This window comes from Enterobacter sp. 302C9, assembly GCF_034106085.1.
GTDB lineage: Bacteria > Pseudomonadota > Gammaproteobacteria > Enterobacterales > Enterobacteriaceae > Enterobacter > Enterobacter asburiae_B.
Genome location: NZ_JAWNBW010000001.1, coordinates 189,389 through 210,969, shown reverse-complemented (window position 1 = coordinate 210,969; position 21,581 = coordinate 189,389). Strand labels below are relative to the sequence as shown.

Below are 21,581 nucleotides of genomic sequence, written 5' to 3'. Positions count from 1 at the left end.
TAGCGGGTGAATATTAACTGGAAATAATCGGGCCGTGTGGTCGGGTTTTTAATGTTTTGTGCTACTAAATGAGTGGGTATTATCAGTTTGTGCTATTTAAACGCTGCGCACCGGCATTAAAACCCGGTGCGCAACTATCACCGTGCTAAATCAACTCGCAAACTGACGGAACAGGGCTTTGCCCTTTAACAGCCGCGTGCCGAGCCAGCCTCCGCAGAGAGAAAGCAGCACCGCGCCGCTGAGAGGCAGGATCAACCAGAGACGCCAGTCAGGCTCCCACGGGAAGTCGAAGACCTTTGTCTGCAGCACCGCCAGCGCCGTTTCCGCGCCAATGGCCGCTACCAGACCCGCCACCAGCCCCAGCAGCGCAAACTCGCTCCAGAGCGTCATCCGCAGCAGCCGCTTTCCGGCACCCAGCGTGCGGTAGACCACCAGCTCCTGATGGCGCTGGCGCATGCCCACCTGCACCTGGGCCAGCAGCAACAGCACGCCGCAGAGGGTCACCAGCACCACCATGACCTCCAGCGCGCGGCTCACCTGCTCCAGCACCTGCCCCACCTGCTTCAGGATCGCCCCAATATCCAGCAGGCTGACCGTCGGAAACTCCCGGTTGAGCTGGGTCAGCATGCCGTTGCCATTTTCCCAGCGGAAACTGGTCAGCCAGCTCTGCGGCTGCCCGTCCAGCGCGCCCGGCGGGAAAATAAAGAAGAAGTTTGGCCGCAGGCTTTCCCAGTCCACTTTACGCAGGCTGGTGACTTTCGCGGTAAAATCCTGGGTATCGCCGGTAAAGGTCACGCTGTCCCCGAGCTTCACGTTCAGCCGCGTCGCCAGCCCCTCTTCCATCGACACCTCACCCGCTTTCGGCGGCCAGGTGCCCGCGGTTAGCGGGTTGTGGTCAGGGCGTTTCTCCTGCCAGGTCAGGTTCAGCTCGCGGTTCAGCGACTCGTCCTTGTTTCCGTCCGCTGGCTGGCCGTTGATCTGCGTCAGACGCGCGCGCACGATGGGATAGAACGACTCAGGGATAATGTGATGCTCCGACAGGAAGCCCTTCAGCGGCGTGACCTGCTCAGGGGAAATGTTGATCAGGAAATAGTTCGGGCTTTCCGGGGGAAGCTGCTGCTGCCAGCGATCCAGCAGATCGCCGCGCAGCACTAACAGCAGCGCCAGCAGCATAAACGACAGCGAAAACGCCGACAGCTGGCTGAGCGTTGACCACGGCTGATGCAGCAGACGGTTGACCGCCAGGCGCACGGGCAGCGATTTCACCGTGAGCCGCTTCAGGACGTTGAGCAGTATCCAGCCCAGCACGCCGCACAGCAGCGCCAGCACAAACGCCCCGGCCAGTACCGCCCACAGCAGCGTGCTGCCCCCCATCAGCCACGCCAGCAGCCCCACCGCTACGGCAATAATCACCGGAAGGTAGAACTTCAGCGGCCAGACGTTCGCCACCACATCGTTGCGAAGCACGCGCAGCGGCTGCGTCGCGAGCAGCAGGCGGTAGGGGCGTAGCCCCACCAGCAGCGAAATCACCGTCATTGCGCCCATCGCCCACAGCCACGGCCAGAGGCTGGCTGGCGGCAAGGCGGCCGGGAGCACCGGTTTCAGCATCACCATCAGCAGTTTTTCAAACAGCAGCCCCATTATTCCGCCGGTCAGCGCGGAGAGGACCAGCAGCATCAGCCACTGGCCGACGATCAGCTTGCGCAGCTGCGCCCTGCCCGCCCCCAGGGTTTTGAGGATCGCCACCAGGTCGTAACGGCTGCGGCAGTAGTGCCCCATCGCCACGGCAACCGCCGCCACCGCCAGCAGCAGGGTCAACAGTGCCGAAAGCAGCAGGAACTGCTGAGAACGTTCAAGTGATTTACCGAGCGCCCCTTCGTCCTGCTCCAGCCCGTACCAGCGGTGCTCTGGCTTGAGCTGCGGCAGAAGCCATTTTTCATACGCCTCAAGCTGGGCAGGCGTGCCGCCAAACTTATAGCGCCAGGTGACGCGACTGCCCGGCTGTACCGCATGGGTTGCCGCGACATCCGCGGTGTTCATCAGCAGGCGCGGCGCGAGCTGGAAGGGGTTAAAGCCGGAATCGGGCTCCTGCACCACTTCCCCGGCAATGTTGAGGGTGGCGTCGCCGACGTCGATGCTATCGCCGGGTTTCAGGTTCAGAAGCGCCATCAGACGTGATGCCAGCAGCACCGTGCCGGGCTTTGGCTTCAGCCCTGGCGGGTTGGTCTGCAGTTCGCCGTACATCGGGTAGATATCATCGACGGCTTTAACGCTGGCGAGCTGCGGCGTGTCGCCCGCAAAGGTCATGGTCTGGAAGCTTATCTGCTCCCCCACCTTCAGCCCTTGTTTACGCGCCTCTGCAATCCAGCCCGATGGCACCGGGCGGGAGCTTTGCAGCGCCCGGTCACCCGCCATAAACTCCCGGCTTTGTTGGCTAAGCCCTTTTTCCATGCGGTCGCTGACGCTGCCGAGCGCCAGCACGCAGGCCACCGCCAGGCTTAGCGCCAGCCAGACGATAAGCAGCGAGGGCGAGCGCCACTCGCGCCAGAACCAGCGGGTAATCATGCCTCCTCCTGAAGAATACCGTTCACCAGCCGCAGGCGGCGGTCGCAGCGGGCGGCGAGCTGCGGATCGTGGGTGACGAGGATCAGCGTGGTGCCGTGCTCGCGGTTGAGCGAAAACAGCAGGTCGGCAATCCGGTCACCGGTTTTACGGTCAAGGTTACCGGTGGGCTCATCGGCAAACAGGACTTCGGGACGACCATTAAACGCCCGCGCCAGCGCCACGCGCTGCTGCTCACCGCCGGAAAGCTGTGCGGGAAGGTGGTCGAGACGCTTGCCCAGACCGAGCTGCTCCAGCAGCGCCTTCGCGTGCGCCCGGCTTTCACGGCTGTTTTCACCGCGCAACAGCGCCGGGAGTTCGACGTTTTCCAGCGCGTTCAGGGTTGGGATCAGCATGAAGGACTGGAAGACAAAACCAACGTGACGCGCGCGCAGCGCGGCCCGCGCCTCTTCATCAAGCTGATGCAGCGGTTGCCCGACAAGATGGACCTCGCCGCTGCTGCCGTCGTCCAGACCGGCCAAAATCGCCAGCAGCGTGGACTTGCCGGAGCCGGATTCGCCAATCAGCGCGATGGTTTCAGCGCGTTTGACAACGAGTTCAACTCCAGTAAGGATGGAAAGCTCGTGTTCCCCCTGACCGACGGACTTCTTAAGATGATGAACTTCAACACTGTTTTCCGCTGGCATTTGCCCTTCCTGTTTTTGATTCTGATGACCTTCCGCGCGGCGGCAGCGGACACGTTACTGGTTCTCGGCGACAGCCTGAGCGCAGGCTATCGCATGGCGGCCAGCGCGGCCTGGCCCGCGCTGCTCAACGACAAATGGCAGAGCAAGACGTCGGTAATTAACGCCAGCATCAGCGGCGATACCTCGCAGCAGGGCCTGTCGCGCCTGCCTGCACTGCTCAAACAGCATCAGCCGCGCTGGGTGCTGGTGGAGCTTGGCGGTAACGATGGATTGCGCGGTTTTCAGCCTCAGCAAACCGAGCAAACGCTGCGTACCATTTTGCAGGATATTAAAGCGGCAAACGCCCAGCCGCTGCTGATGCAAATTCGCCTGCCCGCCAACTACGGTCGTCGGTATAATGAAGCCTTTAGCGCGATCTACCCTAAGCTTGCCAAAGAGTTTGATATTCCGCTGCTGCCATTTTTCATGGAAGAGGTCTATCTCAAACCCCAGTGGATGCAAGACGACGGGATCCACCCCAATCGCGATGCTCAGCCGTTTATTGCCGACTGGATGGCAACGCGGCTGGCTCCTTTAGTTAAACATGACTCCTGATTAAGCGGAGATCCTGACAGGTAAAGTTATGCAAAAATCGGTCTTAATTACAGGATGTTCCAGTGGAATCGGCCTGGAAAGCGCGCTCGAACTGAAGCGCCAGGGGTTTCGGGTGCTGGCGGCGTGTCGCAAACCCGACGATGTCGAACGCATGAACGGGCTGGGCTTTACCGGCGTGCTGCTGGATATGGACTCGCCGGAGAGCGTTGAACGCGCCGCCGATGAAGTGATCGCGCTGACCGACAATCGTCTGTACGGACTCTTTAACAATGCCGGCTACGGCGTGTATGGTCCGCTGGATACGCTCTCGCGCGAAACGCTGGAGAAACAGTTTTCGACCAACTTCTTCGGCGTGCATCAGCTCACCATGCGCCTGCTCCCCGCGATGCTGCCGCACGGTGAAGGGCGCATCGTGATGACATCGTCAGTGATGGGGCTGATTTCCACCCCGGGCCGCGGCGCCTACGCCGCCAGCAAATATGCGCTGGAGGCCTGGTCCGACGCCCTGCGCATGGAGCTGCGCCACAGCGGCATCAAGGTCAGCCTGATTGAGCCCGGCCCGATCCGCACCCGCTTTACCGAAAACGTGAACCAGACCCAGGCGGATAAGCCGGTCGAGAACCCCGGCATTGCCGCACGTTTTACCCTCGGGCCAGAGGCGGTGGTAGCCAAAGTGCGCCATGCTTTTGAGAGCGAACATCCTAAAATGCGCTATCCGGTGACGCTGGTCACCCATGCCGTAGGCTGGTTAAAACGCCTGCTGCCGGGCCGGATGATGGACAAAATTTTGCACGGTTGAGTTGAAGCGACGACGCTCATCCCCATGTAAAGAACAAACCGACAAAAGAGAAAGCCGCATGTCCGTACAGAATATCGTCAATATTACAGAAGCTAACCTGCAACAGACCCTTGAACAGTCGATGACCAAACCGGTCCTGTTCTACTTCTGGTCTGAACGCAGCCAACACTGCCTGCAGCTGACGCCGGTGCTGGAAAGCCTTGCCGCGCAGTACAACGGTCAGTTCATTCTCGCTAAGCTGGACTGCGACGCCGAGCCGATGGTGGCGTCTCAGTTTGGTCTGCGCGCCATCCCAACCGTCTATCTGTTCCAGAACGGCCAGCCCGTTGACGGCTTCCAGGGGCCGCAGCCGGAAGAGGCTATCCGCGCCCTGCTGGATAAAGTGCTGCCGCGCGAAGAAGAGCTGAAGGCGCAGGAAGGCATGGCGCTGATGCAGGAAGGTAAATACGACGAGGCGCTGCCGCTGCTCAAAGAGGCGTGGCAGCTGTCGAATCAGAACAGCCAGATTGGCCTGCTGCTGGCGGAAACGCAGATCGCCCTGCACCGTTCAGAAGACGCGGAAGCCGTACTCAAGACGGTTCCGCTGCAGGATCAGGACACCCGCTATCAGGGTCTTGTCGCGCAGATTGAGCTGCTGAAACAGGCGGCGGACACCCCGGAAATTCAGCAGCTGCAGCAGCAGGTTGCCGACAACCCGGCCGACGCCGCGCTGGCAAGCCAGCTGGCGCTGCAGCTGCACCAGGTGGGGCGTAACGAAGAGGCGCTGGAACTGCTGTTCAGCCACCTGCAAAAAGACCTGGCAGCCGCAGACGGTCAGGCGCGTAAGATGTTCCAGGAAATTCTGGCCGCGCTGGGCACCGGAGATGCGCTGGCGTCGAAGTATCGTCGTCAGCTGTACGCGTTGCTCTACTAACAAAAAAATGCCCGGTGGCGCTAACGCTTACCGGGCCTGGAAAACAGGCTTAACCCGTTTTCTTTAATTGCGTCACCACCAGCTGGTGGCGCGTGTTGTAGAACTTCCGATAGGTCAGGTAGCAGGCAATGATGGTTGACAGACTTGCCGTGGAAAGCAGCATAAACGTCACCATGATCTGATACTTAATCGCTTTGACCGGATCGATACCGGCAAAAATCAGCCCCGACATCATGCCAGGCAGGCTCACCAGCCCCACCGTTTTGGCTGAATCGACCGTTGGGATCAGCGATGAGCGAATGCTCTCACGGATCAGCCGCGCCGAGGCCACTTTAGGCGTCGCTCCCAGGCTTAATTTCTCCTGCAGCTGCTGCTGTTCACTGCTAAAGCGCTGGCCGAGATTATTATAACAGAGCCCAACGGCCACCATGGCGTTTCCCGCAATCATCCCGGAGATAGGGATAACCTGCATAGGCGTAAAGGCAATCGAGCCGGAGAGCACCAGCACCGCCAGCGTGAGCGCCGTCCCGGTGGTAATGGCGATAAACGACGAGATAAACGCCTTATCTATATATTTACTGCGTTTTTTCGCATTCCACGCCGCGTTGAAACAGATAAAGAGCACCATCAGCAGCGTCAGCACCGCGTGGTTGACGTTGAAAATATACTTCAGCACATAGCCGACGATGATGAGCTGAACCACCGCGCGGCAGATACTCCACACAATATCTTTTTCCAGCCCCAGCTTTTCCCGGTAGCTGACCACAATCGCAATCAGCACCAGCACCATCGAAAACGCCAGTGATTCATTGGTAATGTTATGCTCACCCACGGTTAGCCTCCTGCATTTTCCCGCCGTGCGGCTGAAGCGTAATCACGTCATCAGCATGGGTTATTTCATTAGCGTCGTGCGTCACCCACAGCACGGCAATGTTCTGCTCCCGGGCGTAGCGATGGATAATCTCGTTAACGTTGCGCTTGTTGACGTCATCGAGCGCGCTGGTAATTTCGTCCAGCAAAAGCACCTTCGGTAAAAACTGCAGGTTGCGGATCAGCGAGACGCGCTGCTTTTCTCCGCCCGACAGCGCGGTGATGGATTTGGTTAACGTCTCCTGCGCCAGGCCAAAGTGGGCCAGATCGCTGATAAACTTTTCCGGCTCCGGCGTTTTATTGCGGATTTGCCACGGGAAAATCAGGTTGTCATAAACCGTATCGCCAAACAGCGCGGGGGTTTGCACGCAGTAGGAGACCTGCTGGCGATAGTTTTCCGGGGACAGGGTTGAGATATCCTGTCCTTCAAACAGAATGGTGCCCTCCGTCGGGCTGAGGAGTGAGGCCACAATTTTCAGCAGCGTGCTTTTACCGCAGCCCGAAGGTCCCGTGATTAATTTAAACTCGCCCGGCGACAGGCTAAACCCGACGTGCTGAAGAATAATATTTTCTCCAACACGAAATCCGATATCCCTGAGATGTAATAGTTCTTTTTTATCGTTCATTACGCTTCCGTTAACCGCTTCGTGTAATAACCGCCTGTAGCATAATCCTTTCGTGCGCACAGAGCGAATAGCCTCACGCTAAAGCAAGTGTTAAACTTTTTGTTTGTTATTTGTCTCCACCATCACTACAGGAAGTAAGCAGCATGGCACATATCTTTTATGAGTTTCCTTCCCTGAAGCCTGGTGTTCCTGATGTCGAAACATTAATGGAAGTCATCAAATCGTCGGAACTCACGCGTTTTGTCATCGGTGCAGAGGTGGTGGATTTTGTTAAGAAGGCGCTTATCGTGAACACCACGATCGGCAGTTTCAAAAATTGCTATTTCGCCTTCGACAACGGGACACACTTCCTGGAATTTGACGGCAAGGGAAAATCCAAACGCTTCAATGAAGTACCCGACTGGTTCGTCTCTCCGGCTGAATTTTCTCGTACCCAGTGGCTTATCAACCACGATCTTGCGGATGTAAAGGCCACCCAATTCATTGACGTGCTGATGTCCTACCCGCTGAAAGAGCGCCGTGCGCACTGTAATTTGTTATTCGGGCTGGAGCTGGAAAAGGTGAATGCGGTTCCGGCCCCAGCGTCAGCCGCAGGGAAAATCGGCAATAAAAACGGTAAAACGACCAAACCGCGCGTCACCGATCTGGGATCGTTTGAATTGTTCAGCCAGTTCTTTGCGCGCATGAAAACCGCCGTGCTGGCCGATGAGTTTCCCACCCTGCAGGTTCTGACGGGCATGGATAACCTGACTAAAGCGCCGCATAATTTAAAGCAGGGTATCAGAACGTGGTTCAAGGCCATCGCGGGCGACCTTCCCCCTAATAACAAGCGCGTTGAAGCGGGGAATGCCGTTCTGTTCTGCGCCCCCATTCGCGAACAGATCCAGCGTATCGAAGCGCTGGGGCTGGAGAAGTACTACCAGGGATTATCCAAAGCCATTGCCGAAGCGGGTGATGGATTCATCTCTGACTTTACCTATACTTACGAGCAATAAACACACACTTTCACTCATCACAGCATGCAAAACAGGAGGTTTTTATGCTTATCGTTGTTCCTGTCCTTATTTTCGTTGCGCTGGTTATTGTGGGCGCAGGCGTCAAAATTGTCCCTCAGGGCTATCAGTGGACCGTCGAGCGTTTCGGTCGATATACCAATACCCTCCAGCCAGGCTTAAGCCTGATTGTTCCGTTCATGGACCGGATTGGTCGCAAGATCAACATGATGGAGCAGGTACTGGACATTCCGTCTCAGGAGATCATCTCCAAGGATAACGCCAACGTCACCATCGACGCCGTCTGCTTTATTCAGGTGATTGATGCGCCGAAAGCGGCCTATGAGGTCAGCAACCTGGAGCTGGCGATCGTCAACCTGACGATGACCAACATCCGTACCGTGCTCGGCTCGATGGAGCTGGACGAAATGCTTTCCCAGCGCGACAGCATCAACACCCGCCTGCTGCACATTGTCGATGAGGCAACGAACCCGTGGGGGATCAAAGTCACCCGTATTGAGATCCGCGACGTGCGTCCGCCGGCTGAGCTGATCGCCTCCATGAACGCCCAGATGAAGGCCGAGCGAACCAAGCGTGCCTACATTCTGGAAGCCGAAGGGGTACGCCAGGCGGAGATCCTCAAAGCGGAAGGGGAAAAACAGTCGCAGATCCTGAAAGCGGAAGGCGATCGTCAGTCCGCTTTCTTACAGGCGGAAGCGCGTGAACGTTCAGCCGAGGCGGAAGCCCGCGCCACCCAGATGGTGTCCGAGGCGATTGCCGCCGGTGATATCCAGGCCGTGAACTACTTTGTCGCGCAAAAATATACCGACGCGCTGAAACAGATCGGCTCGGCGAACAACAGCAAAGTGGTGATGATGCCGCTGGAGGCCAGCAGCCTGATGGGCTCTATCGCCGGTATTGCCGAACTGATTAAAGACAGCGGAAACGAGCGTAAAAAATGATTGAGCTGATCGCTGCACATCCTCATGCCTTCTGGCTAAGCCTCGGTGGCTTATTGCTGGCGGCGGAGATGCTGGGCGGCAACGGCTACCTGCTCTGGAGCGGTGTTGCCGCCGTCATTACGGGCCTTCTGGTCTGGATCCTTCCCCTGGACTGGGCGTGGCAGGGTGCGCTATTTGCCGTGCTGACGCTGGTGGCCGCGTGGCTGTGGTGGCGCTGGCTAAACCGGCGGGTTAACGAGCAAAAACCGCTGGACGCGCACCTCAACCAGCGCGGACAGCAGATTGTCGGCAAGCGTTTTACGCTCGACACCTCGCTGGTGAACGGGCGCGGGCATATGCGCGTGGGCGACAGCTCGTGGCCGGTGGTCGCCGACGACGACCTCAGCGCCGGCACGCGGGTTGAGGTCATTGCGGTGGAAGGCATTACCCTGCGGGTGAAGGCCTGTTAGACAGAGGCCTTACGATGACAGCAGCCGGCAAGATTATCGATAATCGGGCAGTCGGCGCTGTCATCCCCCGGACAGGATTCCGCGAGCTGTAGCAGCTGTTCGCGCATCGCCTGCAGCTCGATGATGTGGCGTTCAATTTCGGCCACTTTTTCCAGCGTGCGTTTTTTCACGTCGGCGCTGTGACGCTTCGGATCGTTAAACAGGTTCACCAGCTCGCCGCACTCTTCCAGATTAAACCCCACCTGTCTTGCCTGGCGCAGTAGCGTCAGCTCATCAATATGCAGTTTCGTATAGCTGCGGTAGCCGTTTTCACTGCGCAGCGGTGGCGTTACCAGCCCCTTCTCTTCATAAAAGCGGATTGCCTTGCTGGTTAAGCCAGTTTTTTTTGCCACGTCACTGATATTCACATTTCCCCCTTGACCTTCCCCTTGATGGAAGGTTTAACCTTTATAGCAGTCAGTGAAAAGCACTGTATCGGTCAACAACTGACCAGATCATTATACGGGAGTTTTACTATGTCTCACACTATCGACCTGACGCTGGACGGCCTCTCCTGCGGCCACTGCGTCAAACGCGTTAAAGAAAGCCTGGAACAGCGCCCTGACGTTGAAAGCGCTGACGTGACTATCGATCATGCCGCCGTCACCGGCAGCGCCAGCGCGGATGCGCTGATCGATACCATCAAGCAGGCCGGTTACGGGGCGGAGTTAAGCCACCCAAAGGCTAAACCGCTGGCAGAGTCATCATCCCCGTCGGAAGCACTGACAGCGGCCACTCCTGAGCTTCCGGCAGCTGATGATATTGACGACAGCCAACAGCTGCTGATCAACGGCATGAGCTGTGCCAGCTGCGTCTCCCGGGTACAAAACGCCTTGCAGGCCGTACCGGGCGTCGCGCAGGCACGGGTAAACCTCGCGGAGCGCACTGCGCTGGTGATGGGCAGCGCCTCCGCCGCAGATTTAGTGCAGGCCGTTGAGAAAGCGGGCTACGGGGCGGAGGCCATCGAAGATGATGCCGAACGCCGCGAGCGCCAGCAGGAAACGGCTATCGCCACCATGAAGCGCTTCCGCTGGCAGGCGATTGTCGCCCTGCTGGTGGGTATTCCGGTGATGGTGTGGGGCATGATGGGTGACAACATGATGGTCACCGCTGACAACCGCACGCTGTGGCTGGTGATTGGTCTGATTACCCTTGCGGTGATGGTGTTTGCAGGCGGGCATTTTTACACCAGCGCCTGGAAGAGCCTGAAAAACCGCACCGCGACGATGGATACGCTGGTGGCGCTCGGAACCGGCGCGGCGTGGCTCTATTCGATGAGCGTGAACGTCTGGCCGCAGTGGTTCCCGATGGAGGCGCGCCATCTCTACTATGAAGCCAGCGCGATGATTATCGGCCTGATTAACCTGGGCCACATGCTGGAAGCCCGCGCCCGCCAGCGCTCCTCGAAAGCGCTGGAAAGATTGCTTGATTTAACCCCGCCGACGGCCCGCGTGGTCACGGACGAGGGGGAGAAAAGCGTCCCGCTGGCGGAAGTTCAGCCCGGCATGACGCTGCGCCTGACGACGGGCGATCGCGTTCCCGTTGACGGCAAGATAACCCAGGGCGAAGCCTGGCTGGATGAAGCGATGCTGACCGGCGAGCCTATCCCTCAGCAGAAATCAGACGGCGACGCCGTTCATGCCGGCACGGTGGTGCAGGACGGCAGCGTGCTGTTTACCGCCAGCGCCGTCGGCAGCCACACGACGCTGTCGCGTATCATCCGCATGGTGCGCCAGGCGCAGAGCAGCAAGCCGGAAATTGGCCAGCTTGCTGACAGAATCTCGGCCATTTTTGTGCCGGTGGTGGTCGGCATTGCCCTGCTGAGCGCGGCTATCTGGTATTTCTTCGGCCCGGCACCGCAGATTGTTTACACCCTGGTGATTGCCACCACGGTGCTGATCATCGCCTGTCCTTGCGCCCTTGGCCTGGCGACCCCAATGTCGATTATCTCCGGCGTAGGCCGCGCGGCCGAATTTGGCGTACTGGTACGGGATGCGGACGCGCTGCAGCGGGCCAGCACCCTCGACACGCTGGTGTTTGATAAAACCGGGACGCTGACCGAAGGCAAACCCCAGGTAGTGGCCGTCACTACCGCAGGCATTGCGCAAGAGGACGCGCTGCGCCTCGCCGCCGCACTGGAGCAAGGATCCAGCCATCCGCTGGCGCGCGCCATTCTCGATAAAGCGAATGCTTCTGCCCTGCCGCAGGTCAGCAATTTCCGCACCCTGCGCGGGCTCGGCGTCAGCGGTGAAGCAGAAGGCCACGCGCTGCTGCTGGGCAACCAGGCATTGCTCAATGAAAATGGTATTGATACCGCCGCGCTGGAAAGCGAGCTGAAGGCGCAGGCGTCTCAGGGCGCTACGCCGGTTCTGCTGGCGGTGGATGGCAAAGCCGCCGCGCTGCTGGCCGTGCGCGATCCGCTTCGCCAGGACAGCGTGGACGCCCTGCAGCGTCTGCACCGTGCGGGCTATCGTCTGGTGATGCTGACCGGGGACAATCCGACAACGGCCAACGCCATCGCGAAAGAAGCCGGAATTGATGAGGTCATTGCAGGCGTACTGCCGGACGGGAAAGCGGACGCCATCAAGAAACTGCAAAGTCAGGGCCGTCAGGTGGCGATGGTCGGCGACGGCATCAACGATGCCCCGGGGCTGGCCCAGGCGGACGTGGGGATTGCCATGGGCGGCGGGAGCGATGTCGCCATCGAAACCGCTGCCATTACGCTGATGCGCCATAGCCTGATGGGCGTTGCCGACGCGCTGGCCATTTCAAAAGCCACGCTGCGCAACATGAAGCAGAACCTGCTGGGCGCGTTCGTCTATAACACCCTCGGTATCCCAATCGCGGCCGGTATTCTGTGGCCACTGACCGGCACGCTGCTTAACCCGGTGGTCGCGGGCGCGGCGATGGCGCTCTCCTCCATTACCGTGGTGAGCAACGCCAACCGCCTACTGCGCTTTAAACCGAAGGATTGAACCTTGTACCCGTACGCGCTAGCATGAACCTTTCCATTCATGGAGCGCGTATGGGTCTGTTTAATCGTATAAAAGCATCGTTTCGCGCCCTCTTTCCTCGCCGTTATGCCTGGCCCGGTCTGGATATCTCTCTCCCCGGCGGGCAGCACCTGCATCTGGTCGGCAGTATTCATATGGGTACGCAGGATATGTCTCCCCTGCCACCCGGCCTGATTAAACTGCTAAAACGCGCCGACGCGCTGGTCGTTGAGGCGGACATTTCGGGTCAGGAGTCGCCGTTTGCCGGGCTGGAAAGCGATCTCAGCCTGGCGGAACGTCTGGATGATACCCGGCTTGCGGAACTGACGCGCGTCGCGGATGAAACCGGCGTGTCGCTCTCCATGATTGACACCCTGCCGCTCTGGCAAATTGCGATGGTGCTGCAGGCTACGCAGGCGCAGCGTCTGGGACTGCGCGGTGACTACGGCATTGATTACCAGTTGCTGAACGCGGCAAGGGCCCGCAGCCTGCCCGTCATCGAGCTGGAAGGGACGGACAGCCAGATTGCGCTTCTGCGCCAGCTTCCCGACGACGGCCTGATGCTGCTGGATGATACGTTGACCCACTGGCACACCAACGCGCGCCTGCTGCAGACCATGATTGGCTGGTGGCTGGACGCGCCGCCTGAGGACGGTAAGCTGGCGTTACCGTCGACGTTCAGCGAATCGCTGTATGATGTGCTGATGAATGCGCGCAACAAAGCCTGGCGGCAGACGCTGCATGCTTTGCCCGCGGGGCATTACGTGGTGGCGGTTGGGGCGTTACATTTGTACGGAGAAGGGAATTTGCCGTCACTGTTGAAATAAAAAAATGGCCAATATTTCTATTGGCCCGTCAAAGAGGAATTTCATCGTTTTTATTATGCCGAAGGAGACCTTCGGTTGAGCCGATTGTCGCTCAAAGTGACCATCACTGCCAATACTATTGCGCAAGATGGTGCTATTTTTTAGACAAACGTCAGGCGTATGCTGATGGCATGATTTGTCTGTCGTAAGAAGGATAGCTATGACTCCCGCCGTTAAATTACTCGAAAAAAACAACATTTCTTTCCGGATCCACACCTACGATCACGATCCGAATGAAACTAACTTTGGTGATGAAGTGGTGCGCAAGCTGGGGCTGAATGCTGACCAGGTTTATAAAACGCTGCTGGTGGCGGTGAATGGCGATATGAAACACCTCGCCGTCGCGGTTACTCCGGTGGCGGGACAGCTGGATCTGAAGAAAGTCGCCAAAGCCCTGGGGGCGAAGAAGGTGGATATGGCGGATCCGATGGTGGCGCAACGCACCACGGGCTATCTGGTGGGCGGGATCAGTCCGCTCGGGCAGAAAAAACGCCTGCCGACGCTGATTGATGCCCCTTCGCAGGAGTTTGAAACCATCTTTATATCCGGCGGCAAACGCGGGCTGGATATCGAGCTGGCGGCGGGCGACCTGGCGAAAATGCTGGACGCGAAGTTTGCGGATATTGCGCGCCGGGATTGAGAAAATTGCCCGGTGGCGGCTGCGAGGTAAAAGCAAAACGGTAACAGGCGTTACCGTTTTTTGTGTTCGCGCCCTCTCCCGGTGGGAGAGGGTTGGGGTGAGGGCATCAGGCCGCACACCACTACTGCCAGCTCACCTCACCCTTCGGCTCGTACGCATTCACGTCAATCGGTGAATTCTGCTCGATGAACTGCTTCAGCACTTCCGCATCTATAAAGCCGGTATTCACGTATCCCGGTTTATTATCGATATGCGGATAGCCGTCGCCGCCGGTGGCGTTAAAGCTTAACGTCGCCAGACGGTACGTTTTGGCCGGGTCAACCGGTTCGCCTTTGATCTTCAGGTCGTTAAGCTTGCCGTCTTTCGCCACAAAGCTGACGTTGGCAAACTGCGGATAGGCCCCGGAATCCGGCTTCATCTGCGCCACGGCGGTCAGGTAGTCAATCACCTCTTTCCCGCTCATATCGGCATAAACCACCACGTTGCCGAAAGGCTGCACCTTCAGGACGTCCTTATAGGTAATGTTTCCACCTTCGATGGAATCACGAATACCGCCGCCGCTCATCACGCCGAAGTCAGCGCCGGTGCGCGCCATTTGCGCCGCCAGCACCAGGTGGCCCATGTTGGTCTGCACGAAGCGAACTTTACTGCGGTCCCCCTCCAGACGACCGTTCAGCGTGCCGATCTTCACGTCCAGCTGCGCCTTGCCTTTGTTCTGGAACGGCGTCAGCAGGGAGAGCATCTGCTGGTTTTCTGGAATCTCTGGCGTGTAAAGTACGCGCTCGCTTTTCCCGTCCGGGTAGGTGACTTTCTTCTTCAGGTTGACCGGGATGAGCTGATAATGGACCAGCTTCATCTCGCCGTTACGGAACTCGAAATCCGCCCGGCCGACGTATTTGCCCCACTCGTGCGCCTGAACAATCCAGATACCGTTCTGACGGTCCGGCGCGCACGGCGTGCCCGGCACGTAGTCCACCTGCTTTTTGTTCTCCGAGGCCATACACACCGGATCCTGTGAGTGACCGCCCACAATCATTGCCAGCGAGCCCGCGGGCAGGCTGCGCGCCATTTCCACGTCGCCGGGCGCGTTAGAGCCGTGCTCGCCGTTGTCGTAGTGCCCCATGTGCGTGGTGGCGATAATCACGTCCGGCTTTTCGTTTTGCTGCAGCTCCTGAATCACCAGCTTCGCTTCGTCTGCCGGTTTGCGGAATTCGATATCGGTAAAGAACTCGGGGTTGCCAATTTTCGCCGTGTCGTCAGTGGTTAAGCCGATGACCGCAATCTTCAAATCCTGGCGCTTAAACAGCGCCCACGGCTTAAACAGGCGTTCGCCGGTGCTTTTCTGGTAAATATTGGCGGAGAGGAAGGGGAATTTGGCCCATTTTTCCTGCTGACGCAGCACGGTCAGCGGATTATCGAACTCGTGGTTACCCACGGCCATCGCGTCGTAGCCAATCAGGTTCATGCCGCGAAAATCAGGTTCCGCGTCCTGTAAATCGGATTCCGGCACGCCGGTATTGATATCGCCACCCGACAGCAGCAGCACGCTGCCGCCCTGGGCAGCCACCTCTTTGCGAATGCCGTCCACCAGCGTTTTCTGTGCCGACAGGCCATATTCGCCGTATTCGCTGCGCCAGAAATGACCGTGGTGATCGTTGGTATGCAGAATGGTGATTTTATAGGTTTTGTCTTTTTCATACGCCTGCGCGGGCAAGCTTACCAGGCCCCACGCGGCGATGAGCGCCAGCGCGACGCCCCGCTTCATAAACTTCATCTTCTCTCTCCCTGACCAATAGACAAAGGCAAAAATTACAGTGACTAACAAGAATAGACAAATAAGTTTTCAGAATTGCGACTTTCTTCAAATGTCCCGGACGGGTATGTTAGTCGGATAATAATTACACCCTGCATCTCTAATAACGAAAAACGTGGTACTTCTCTCTATGGCAATCAGTGAATCAACCCAGCCCGTTCCGGGCGCGCCGGCGTCGCGCACCTCCTTTAAAGTCTTAGGCGCAATCAGTCTCTCGCACCTGCTCAACGACATGATCCAGTCGTTGATTCTGGCCATTTATCCGCTGCTGCAGTCCGAGTTTTCGTTAACGTTCGTGCAGATCGGGATGATCACCCTGACCTTCCAGCTGGCTTCCTCACTGCTGCAGCCGGTGGTGGGCTACTGGACGGATAAATACCCGATGCCGTGGTCGCTGCCGATCGGCATGTGCTTTACCTTAAGCGGGCTGGTGCTGCTGGCCATGGCGGGGAGTTTTGAAGCGGTGTTGGTCGCCGCCGCGCTGGTGGGCACCGGATCGTCCGTCTTCCATCCGGAGTCCTCGCGCGTGGCGCGTATGGCTTCAGGGGGCCGTCACGGTCTGGCGCAGTCTCTCTTCCAGGTGGGCGGTAACTTTGGTAGCTCTCTCGGCCCGCTGCTGGCCGCGGTGATTATTGCCCCTTACGGTAAAGGCAACGTGGCCTGGTTTGTACTGGCCGCGCTGCTGGCGATCATCGTGCTGGCGCAGATCAGCCGCTGGTATGCCGCTCAGCATCGCGTGAATAAAGGTAAACCTAAAGCGAAGGTTATCAATCCCCTTCCGCGCAATAAGGTTATCCTGGCGGTTTCCGTGCTGCTGGTACTGATTTTTTCGAAATACTTCTATATGGCGAGCATCAGCAGCTATTACACCTTTTATCTGATGCAAAAATTCGGATTATCGGTACAGAATGCGCAGTTCCACCTGTTTGCCTTCCTGTTCGCCGTTGCGGCCGGCACGGTCATTGGCGGGCCTGTGGGTGATAAGATTGGGCGTAAATACGTCATTTGGGGCTCTATCCTCGGCGTGGCGCCGTTTACCCTTATTTTGCCGTACGCGAGCCTTGAATGGACGGGGATTTTAACCGTGATCATTGGTTTTATTCTCGCATCCGCGTTTTCCGCCATTCTGGTCTATGCCCAGGAGCTGCTGCCTGGCCGTATCGGTATGGTTTCCGGGCTCTTTTTCGGTTTCGCCTTCGGCATGGGCGGGCTTGGCGCGGCGGTGTTGGGGATGGTGGCGGATCACACCAGCATCTTCCTGGTCTATAAAATCTGCGCTTTCCTGCCACTTCTTGGGATGTTGACCATATTCCTGCCTGATAACCGTCATAAAGCGTAAATTACGGGTAGCCAAAGTTTTACTTTGGCTACCTGATACCCTGATGCCATAAGGGTTTCTTCTTCTTACCCTCGCTGAATTTATCAAAACGCGCTTTTTTACGTGCATATTGCTGTTTTATTCAAACTTCAACAATAATTCATAAACACAAGGGTAAAAATTGTCATAAACTATTACTCGGTTTTTTGGTTTTCGCCAAAAAGGAACACCCACAACGAAAGGAGACGGAATGCACCACGCCACACCGCTTATCACCACCATTGTTGGTGGACTTGTGCTCGCTTTTATCCTCGGCATGATTGCCAATAAGCTGCGTATTTCTCCTCTTGTCGGCTATCTGTTAGCGGGTGTACTGGCGGGACCCTTTACGCCAGGCTTCGTGGCGGATACCAAGCTGGCCCCTGAGCTGGCGGAATTGGGCGTGATTCTGCTGATGTTTGGCGTCGGCCTGCACTTCTCCCTGAAGGATCTGATGGCGGTAAAGTCGATCGCCATACCGGGAGCGATCGCCCAGATTGGGGTGGCGACGCTGCTGGGGATGGCGCTTTCGGCGGTGCTGGGCTGGTCGTTAATGACCGGTATCGTATTTGGGCTGTGTCTCTCAACCGCCAGTACCGTGGTGCTGCTGCGCGCGCTTGAAGAGAGACAGCTGATAGACAGCCAGCGCGGGCAAATCGCGATAGGCTGGCTGATTGTTGAAGACCTGGTGATGGTCCTGACGCTGGTGCTGCTGCCAGCCGTCGCCGGGATGATGGAAAAAGACAACGTCGGCTTTGCCTCGCTGGCGCTGGATATGAGTATCACCATCGGTAAGGTGGTGGCATTTATCGCCATCATGATGCTGGTGGGACGCCGTCTGGTGCCGTGGATCATGTCCCGCAGCGCGGCAACCGGCTCCCGCGAGCTGTTCACCCTCTCTGTGCTGGCGCTGGCGCTGGGTATCGCTTTTGGTGCCGTAGAGCTGTTTGACGTCTCCTTTGCCCTGGGCGCGTTCTTCGCCGGGATGGTGCTGAACGAGTCCGAGCTGAGCCACCGCGCGGCGCATGACACTCTGCCGCTGCGCGATGCCTTCGCCGTGCTGTTCTTCGTCTCCGTCGGGATGCTGTTTGACCCGATGGTCCTGATTCACCAGCCGCTGGCCGTGCTGGGCACGCTGGCGATCATCATCTTTGGTAAGTCGCTCGCCGCCTTCTTCCTGGTGCGGATGTTTGGCCACTCGCCGCGGACGGCGTTGACCATCGCCGCCAGCCTGGCGCAGATCGGTGAGTTCGCCTTTATTCTGGCCGGTCTGGGCATGGCCCTGAACCTGCTGCCGCAGGCGGGGCAAAACCTGGTGCTGGCGGGGGCGATCCTGTCGATTATGCTGAACCCGGTGCTGTTTGCCCTGCTGGAAAAATACCTCGATAAAACCGAAACGCTGGAAGAACAGACGCTCGAAGAGGCCATCGAAGAAGAGAAGCAGATCCCGGTCGATATTTGCAACCACGCCCTGCTGGTAGGCTTTGGCCGCGTGGGCAGCCTGCTCGGTGAGAAGCTGATGGCGCAGGGCATTCCGCTGGTGGTGATTGAGACCTCACGCACCCGCGTCGACGAGCTGCGCGAGCGCGGCATTCGTGCGGTACTGGGCAATGCGGCAAACGAAGAGATCATGAATCTGGCGCACCTGGACTGCGCGCGCTGGCTGCTGCTGACCATACCTAACGGCTATGAAGCGGGCGAGATTGTGGCCTCCGCACGCGAGAAGTGCCCAACGATTGAGATTATCGCCCGGGCGCACTATGACGACGAGGTGGAGTACATTACCGAGCGCGGTGCGAATAAGGTGGTGATGGGCGAGCGCGAGATTGCGAATACGATGCTGACGCTGCTGGAGAAACCGCCGGTTGAAGAAGGGGTGACGGGGTAGGTTTGTGCGGCCTGATGCCCTCACCCTGACCCTCTCCCACAGGGAGAGGGAACAAACACTAAAAACGGCAACCACAGGTTGCCGTTTTGCTTTTATCTGTCCCAGTAGGCCTCTTCGAGGCTGTCTTCTCTTTCAGGCAGACCGCGCGTTAAGCGCGGAGAATGCTGGTTCAGCACCTGATAGCTCACGCGGTTGGCATATTTACACACCTGCGCCAGCGAGGAATAGGTCAGCCAGCTGAACTTGTGCTTGCTGGAGTTCGGCACGTTGGTTTTATGGTAGGCGTTAGCGGTGATGTCGTGCAGCAGTGCGGCCAGCGCGCCGTCGCCCGCACCGTTGGTGTTCATAATCTTCTCCGGCCCGCCCATATACGGCGCGATATGAGAGTAGATTCGCAGCGGATTCACGCAATCTTTGTAGCGCATGCCGCGGCTGAACTCGTACTGGTTGAACTCGGCAATCGCACCGGGCAGCAGCGGGTGCTGGGTTTTGCGCTTGCTCTCTTCTTCCGTGAAGCCCGCCATGTACAGCCCAACCGGGCCGGCGGTGCAGAGCACCAGATCTACCCAGTCCAGCGCTTTGTCAGACGCCAGCAGCGGATCGCTTTCGCCGGTCAGCGCTTCGGCCTCTTCTTCGTTCATTGCCAGAATCGAGACGTGCTCTTTCAGGAACGCCTGCCACCACTCCGGGTTATCGGCGATAACAAATTTCGTGCCCAGCGTCAGAACGACAGGCACGTTGTATTTCTTCGCGTACTCGATCGCTTTCATGGTCGCTTCCGGCATCGGCTCGCCCGGCTTACAGCGCACCAGGTAGGAGGTCAGCACCAGCGCCGAGGCGCCCGCGATCACCTCTTCCGGAATACTCTCGGCGCGCAGCTTGTTCATATGACCCGGGCTGATGGCAAAAGTACGCTCGCCGGAATCGCTAATCAGCGTAAAGCAGCGGCCAATAGGCCCGTCGACGCCCTGAAGGTAGTTCAGATCGGTACGGCTGGAGGTGTTGCAGAGATAGCGGTAGGCATAGCCACCGATTTCGATATTGCTGCACATCACGCCGAGCAGCACCGAGCGGTCGTCGGCCAGCACGGAGTAGTTATGCATGGTATTGCCGATGGTGCCACCGGCGAACTGATGGGTAATCAGGTTTTCGCGCACCAGCTCCTGATACAGCGCTTCGGCAACGTCGTCCTCAATCACCAGCGAGTGACCGGCGCTCAGACCGTAACGGGCGACAAACGCATCATCCACTTTCGCTTCAATGTCCACCAGCGTCTGATCGATACCGACGACCCATGCCGCGCTGGTTTCGTTTTCTGGCTGGATTTGCTGCAGGAGCGGATCGCGGGCATCGACGGGGAAGTAGTGTTTGGATTTGCGTTTACCGGGAAATTTCATGGTCTGAACTGTACGAAGAATATGGGCCGGGAATGGTAGCACAAACCCGGCCCGGAGTGCGATCAGCGGCTGTTCGTTACCAGCGAGACCATCATGTCGATATGCTCAGGCGAGTCGTTAAGCGCCGGAATGTACTCATACTTTTCGCCGCCAGCCTCAAGGAAAAATTCCCGGTTTTGCACCGCGATCTCCTCCAGCGTTTCCAGACAGTCTGCCGAGAAGCCCGGCGACATCACCTGAATGTGCTTCACGCCCTTCTCACCCAGCATTTTGAGGGTTTCATCGGTATAAGGCGTCAGCCACGGCTCGCGACCGAAGCGCGACTGGAAGGTCATCATCACCTTCTCCGGCGGCAGGCCAAGGGCGGAAACCAGCTCGCGCGTGGTATCGCGGCAGCGCTGCGGATAATCATCCCCTTCATTGGCGAAACGCTGCGGGATCCCGTGATAGGAGAGCAGCAGCAGATCCGGCTCGCCGTGCTTTTCAAACGACGCGCGCGCGCTGTTGGCAAGCGCCTGGATGTAGAGATCGTTATCCGCGTAGTCTCGAATAAAGGTCACGCCCGGAATGCGGCGGCGGGTCGCCAGAATGCGGGCCAGCTCGTCCCAGACGGCGGCCACCGTCGAGCAGGAGTACTGCGGGTAGAGCGCCAGTACGACGATATGGTCCACGCCCTGCGCCAGCAGTGATTCCACCGCGCTTTGCAGGGACGGTTTTCCGTAGCTCATGCCGAGCGCGACGGGCATATCCGGCAGTCGGGCGGCCAGCGCTTTTTCCTGGCGACGGCTGTAAACCATCAGCGGCGAGCCCTCTTCCATCCAGACGGACTGATAGAGTTTGGCAACGCGCGGAGAACGAATCGGCAGAATGACGCCACGCAGCAGCGGCCACCACAGCAGTCTCGGGAAATCCACGACGCGCGTGTCGCTTAAAAATTGTCGCAGGTAGCGTTTTACCGCGTCTGATGTAGGTGCTTCTGGAGTGCCCAGATTGGCAAGCAGGATGCCGGTTTTCGCCTGACTCATTCACGCCTCTTAACCATTTGATAGGTTGTCAATTGTAGCGGAAATGCGTTTAAACGAAACCCATTGCTGTAATAGGTAAGATGAGAATATTTCTCACCCGGGAGCCCGGG

General features: G+C 58.2%; 19 protein-coding genes. 11 read left to right on the top strand and 8 right to left on the bottom strand.

What is annotated here, in order from left to right; translation table 11 throughout:
- Nucleotides 1-150: 150 nt before the first annotated feature.
- Both ybbP and ybbA read right to left on the bottom strand, forming a co-directional pair.
- Nucleotides 151-2,565 (bottom strand): putative ABC transporter permease subunit YbbP, encoded by a 2,415-nt coding sequence (gene ybbP, locus UR289_RS01005; RefSeq protein WP_320708996.1) that lies wholly within the window; start codon nucleotides 2,563-2,565, stop codon nucleotides 151-153.
- On the bottom strand, nucleotides 2,562-3,248 hold the full coding sequence (ybbA, locus tag UR289_RS01000; RefSeq protein ID WP_023617272.1) for a putative ABC transporter ATP-binding protein YbbA: 687 nt from the start codon (nucleotides 3,246-3,248) through the stop codon (nucleotides 2,562-2,564). Before ybbA ends, ybbP begins: the two co-directional genes overlap by 4 nt.
- Here ybbA and tesA point away from each other — a divergent pair.
- The 3 genes from tesA to UR289_RS00985 are packed head-to-tail and all read left to right on the top strand — an operon-like array spanning nucleotide 3,219 to nucleotide 5,554.
- Nucleotides 3,219-3,842: a multifunctional acyl-CoA thioesterase I/protease I/lysophospholipase L1 gene (tesA, locus tag UR289_RS00995; protein WP_032661743.1), complete on the top strand. Its 624-nt coding sequence runs from the start codon at nucleotides 3,219-3,221 to the stop codon at nucleotides 3,840-3,842. The two genes, ybbA and tesA, sit on opposite strands and share 30 nt — an antisense overlap.
- 28 nt (nucleotides 3,843-3,870) lie before the next feature.
- A complete protein-coding gene (locus UR289_RS00990; protein WP_014882827.1) occupies nucleotides 3,871-4,641 on the top strand; it encodes an SDR family oxidoreductase in 771 nt (256 codons plus the stop codon).
- A gap of 58 nt (nucleotides 4,642-4,699) precedes the next feature.
- Nucleotides 4,700-5,554 (top strand): co-chaperone YbbN, encoded by an 855-nt coding sequence (locus tag UR289_RS00985; protein WP_023310624.1) that lies wholly within the window; start codon nucleotides 4,700-4,702, stop codon nucleotides 5,552-5,554.
- Between the two features lie 49 nt (nucleotides 5,555-5,603).
- Here the strand turns inward: UR289_RS00985 and fetB are convergent, their stop codons facing one another.
- Together fetB and fetA are read right to left on the bottom strand one after the other, a co-directional pair.
- Entirely contained in the window at nucleotides 5,604-6,386 is a 783-nt protein-coding gene (fetB, locus tag UR289_RS00980) for an iron efflux ABC transporter permease subunit FetB (protein ID WP_039263980.1), read from the bottom strand.
- Complete coding sequence (gene fetA / locus UR289_RS00975) at nucleotides 6,379-7,050, bottom strand: iron efflux ABC transporter ATP-binding subunit FetA (RefSeq protein WP_094934739.1); 672 nt, start codon at nucleotides 7,048-7,050, stop codon at nucleotides 6,379-6,381. The genes fetB and fetA overlap by 8 nt, the downstream gene beginning before the upstream one ends.
- Before the next feature lie 143 nt (nucleotides 7,051-7,193).
- Between fetA and UR289_RS00970 the strand changes: the two genes are divergently transcribed.
- The 3 genes from UR289_RS00970 to UR289_RS00960 are packed head-to-tail and all read left to right on the top strand — an operon-like array spanning nucleotide 7,194 to nucleotide 9,453.
- The gene (locus UR289_RS00970; protein WP_033144808.1) at nucleotides 7,194-8,045 is read left to right on the top strand and encodes a hypothetical protein; all 852 of its coding nucleotides are present in this window, start codon (nucleotides 7,194-7,196) and stop codon (nucleotides 8,043-8,045) included.
- A gap of 44 nt (nucleotides 8,046-8,089) precedes the next feature.
- Nucleotides 8,090-9,004, top strand: coding sequence for an SPFH domain-containing protein (locus tag UR289_RS00965; RefSeq protein ID WP_023310620.1), 915 nt, complete (start codon nucleotides 8,090-8,092; stop codon nucleotides 9,002-9,004).
- Nucleotides 9,001-9,453: an NfeD family protein gene (locus UR289_RS00960; RefSeq protein WP_033144807.1), complete on the top strand. Its 453-nt coding sequence runs from the start codon at nucleotides 9,001-9,003 to the stop codon at nucleotides 9,451-9,453. The genes UR289_RS00965 and UR289_RS00960 overlap by 4 nt, the downstream gene beginning before the upstream one ends.
- On the opposite strand, the gene cueR is transcribed toward UR289_RS00960, so the two are convergent.
- A complete protein-coding gene (gene cueR, locus UR289_RS00955; RefSeq protein ID WP_058841195.1) occupies nucleotides 9,450-9,860 on the bottom strand; it encodes a Cu(I)-responsive transcriptional regulator in 411 nt (136 codons plus the stop codon). The genes UR289_RS00960 and cueR overlap by 4 nt on opposite strands.
- Nucleotides 9,861-9,968: 108 nt before the next feature.
- On the opposite strand from cueR, the gene copA reads away from it, so the two are divergent.
- The 3 genes from copA (at nucleotide 9,969) to ybaK (ending at nucleotide 13,991) form a co-directional block, all read left to right on the top strand.
- Complete coding sequence (gene copA / locus UR289_RS00950; protein ID WP_320708991.1) at nucleotides 9,969-12,467, top strand: copper-exporting P-type ATPase CopA; 2,499 nt, start codon at nucleotides 9,969-9,971, stop codon at nucleotides 12,465-12,467.
- A gap of 50 nt (nucleotides 12,468-12,517) precedes the next feature.
- Nucleotides 12,518-13,312, top strand: a complete 795-nt coding sequence (locus UR289_RS00945; protein WP_205916236.1) for a TraB/GumN family protein — start codon at nucleotides 12,518-12,520, stop codon at nucleotides 13,310-13,312.
- Between the two features lie 199 nt (nucleotides 13,313-13,511).
- A complete protein-coding gene (gene ybaK / locus UR289_RS00940) occupies nucleotides 13,512-13,991 on the top strand; it encodes a Cys-tRNA(Pro)/Cys-tRNA(Cys) deacylase YbaK (RefSeq protein WP_023310615.1) in 480 nt (159 codons plus the stop codon).
- A 121-nt stretch (nucleotides 13,992-14,112) separates the two neighbouring features.
- Here the strand turns inward: ybaK and ushA are convergent, their stop codons facing one another.
- A complete protein-coding gene (gene ushA, locus UR289_RS00935) occupies nucleotides 14,113-15,765 on the bottom strand; it encodes a bifunctional UDP-sugar hydrolase/5'-nucleotidase UshA (protein WP_213787623.1) in 1,653 nt (550 codons plus the stop codon).
- A 169-nt stretch (nucleotides 15,766-15,934) separates the two neighbouring features.
- On the opposite strand from ushA, the gene UR289_RS00930 reads away from it, so the two are divergent.
- Nucleotides 15,935-17,143: an MFS transporter gene (locus tag UR289_RS00930; RefSeq protein ID WP_039263970.1), complete on the top strand. Its 1,209-nt coding sequence runs from the start codon at nucleotides 15,935-15,937 to the stop codon at nucleotides 17,141-17,143.
- A gap of 229 nt (nucleotides 17,144-17,372) precedes the next feature.
- A complete protein-coding gene (gene ybaL, locus UR289_RS00925) occupies nucleotides 17,373-19,049 on the top strand; it encodes a YbaL family putative K(+) efflux transporter (RefSeq protein ID WP_047061258.1) in 1,677 nt (558 codons plus the stop codon).
- A gap of 92 nt (nucleotides 19,050-19,141) precedes the next feature.
- On the opposite strand, the gene UR289_RS00920 is transcribed toward ybaL, so the two are convergent.
- Together UR289_RS00920 and hemH are read right to left on the bottom strand one after the other, a co-directional pair.
- Nucleotides 19,142-20,446: an inosine/guanosine kinase gene (locus UR289_RS00920; RefSeq protein WP_029741032.1), complete on the bottom strand. Its 1,305-nt coding sequence runs from the start codon at nucleotides 20,444-20,446 to the stop codon at nucleotides 19,142-19,144.
- A 62-nt stretch (nucleotides 20,447-20,508) separates the two neighbouring features.
- Nucleotides 20,509-21,471, bottom strand: coding sequence for a ferrochelatase (hemH, locus tag UR289_RS00915; RefSeq protein ID WP_033144798.1), 963 nt, complete (start codon nucleotides 21,469-21,471; stop codon nucleotides 20,509-20,511).
- Between the last annotated feature and the right edge of the window lie 110 nt (nucleotides 21,472-21,581).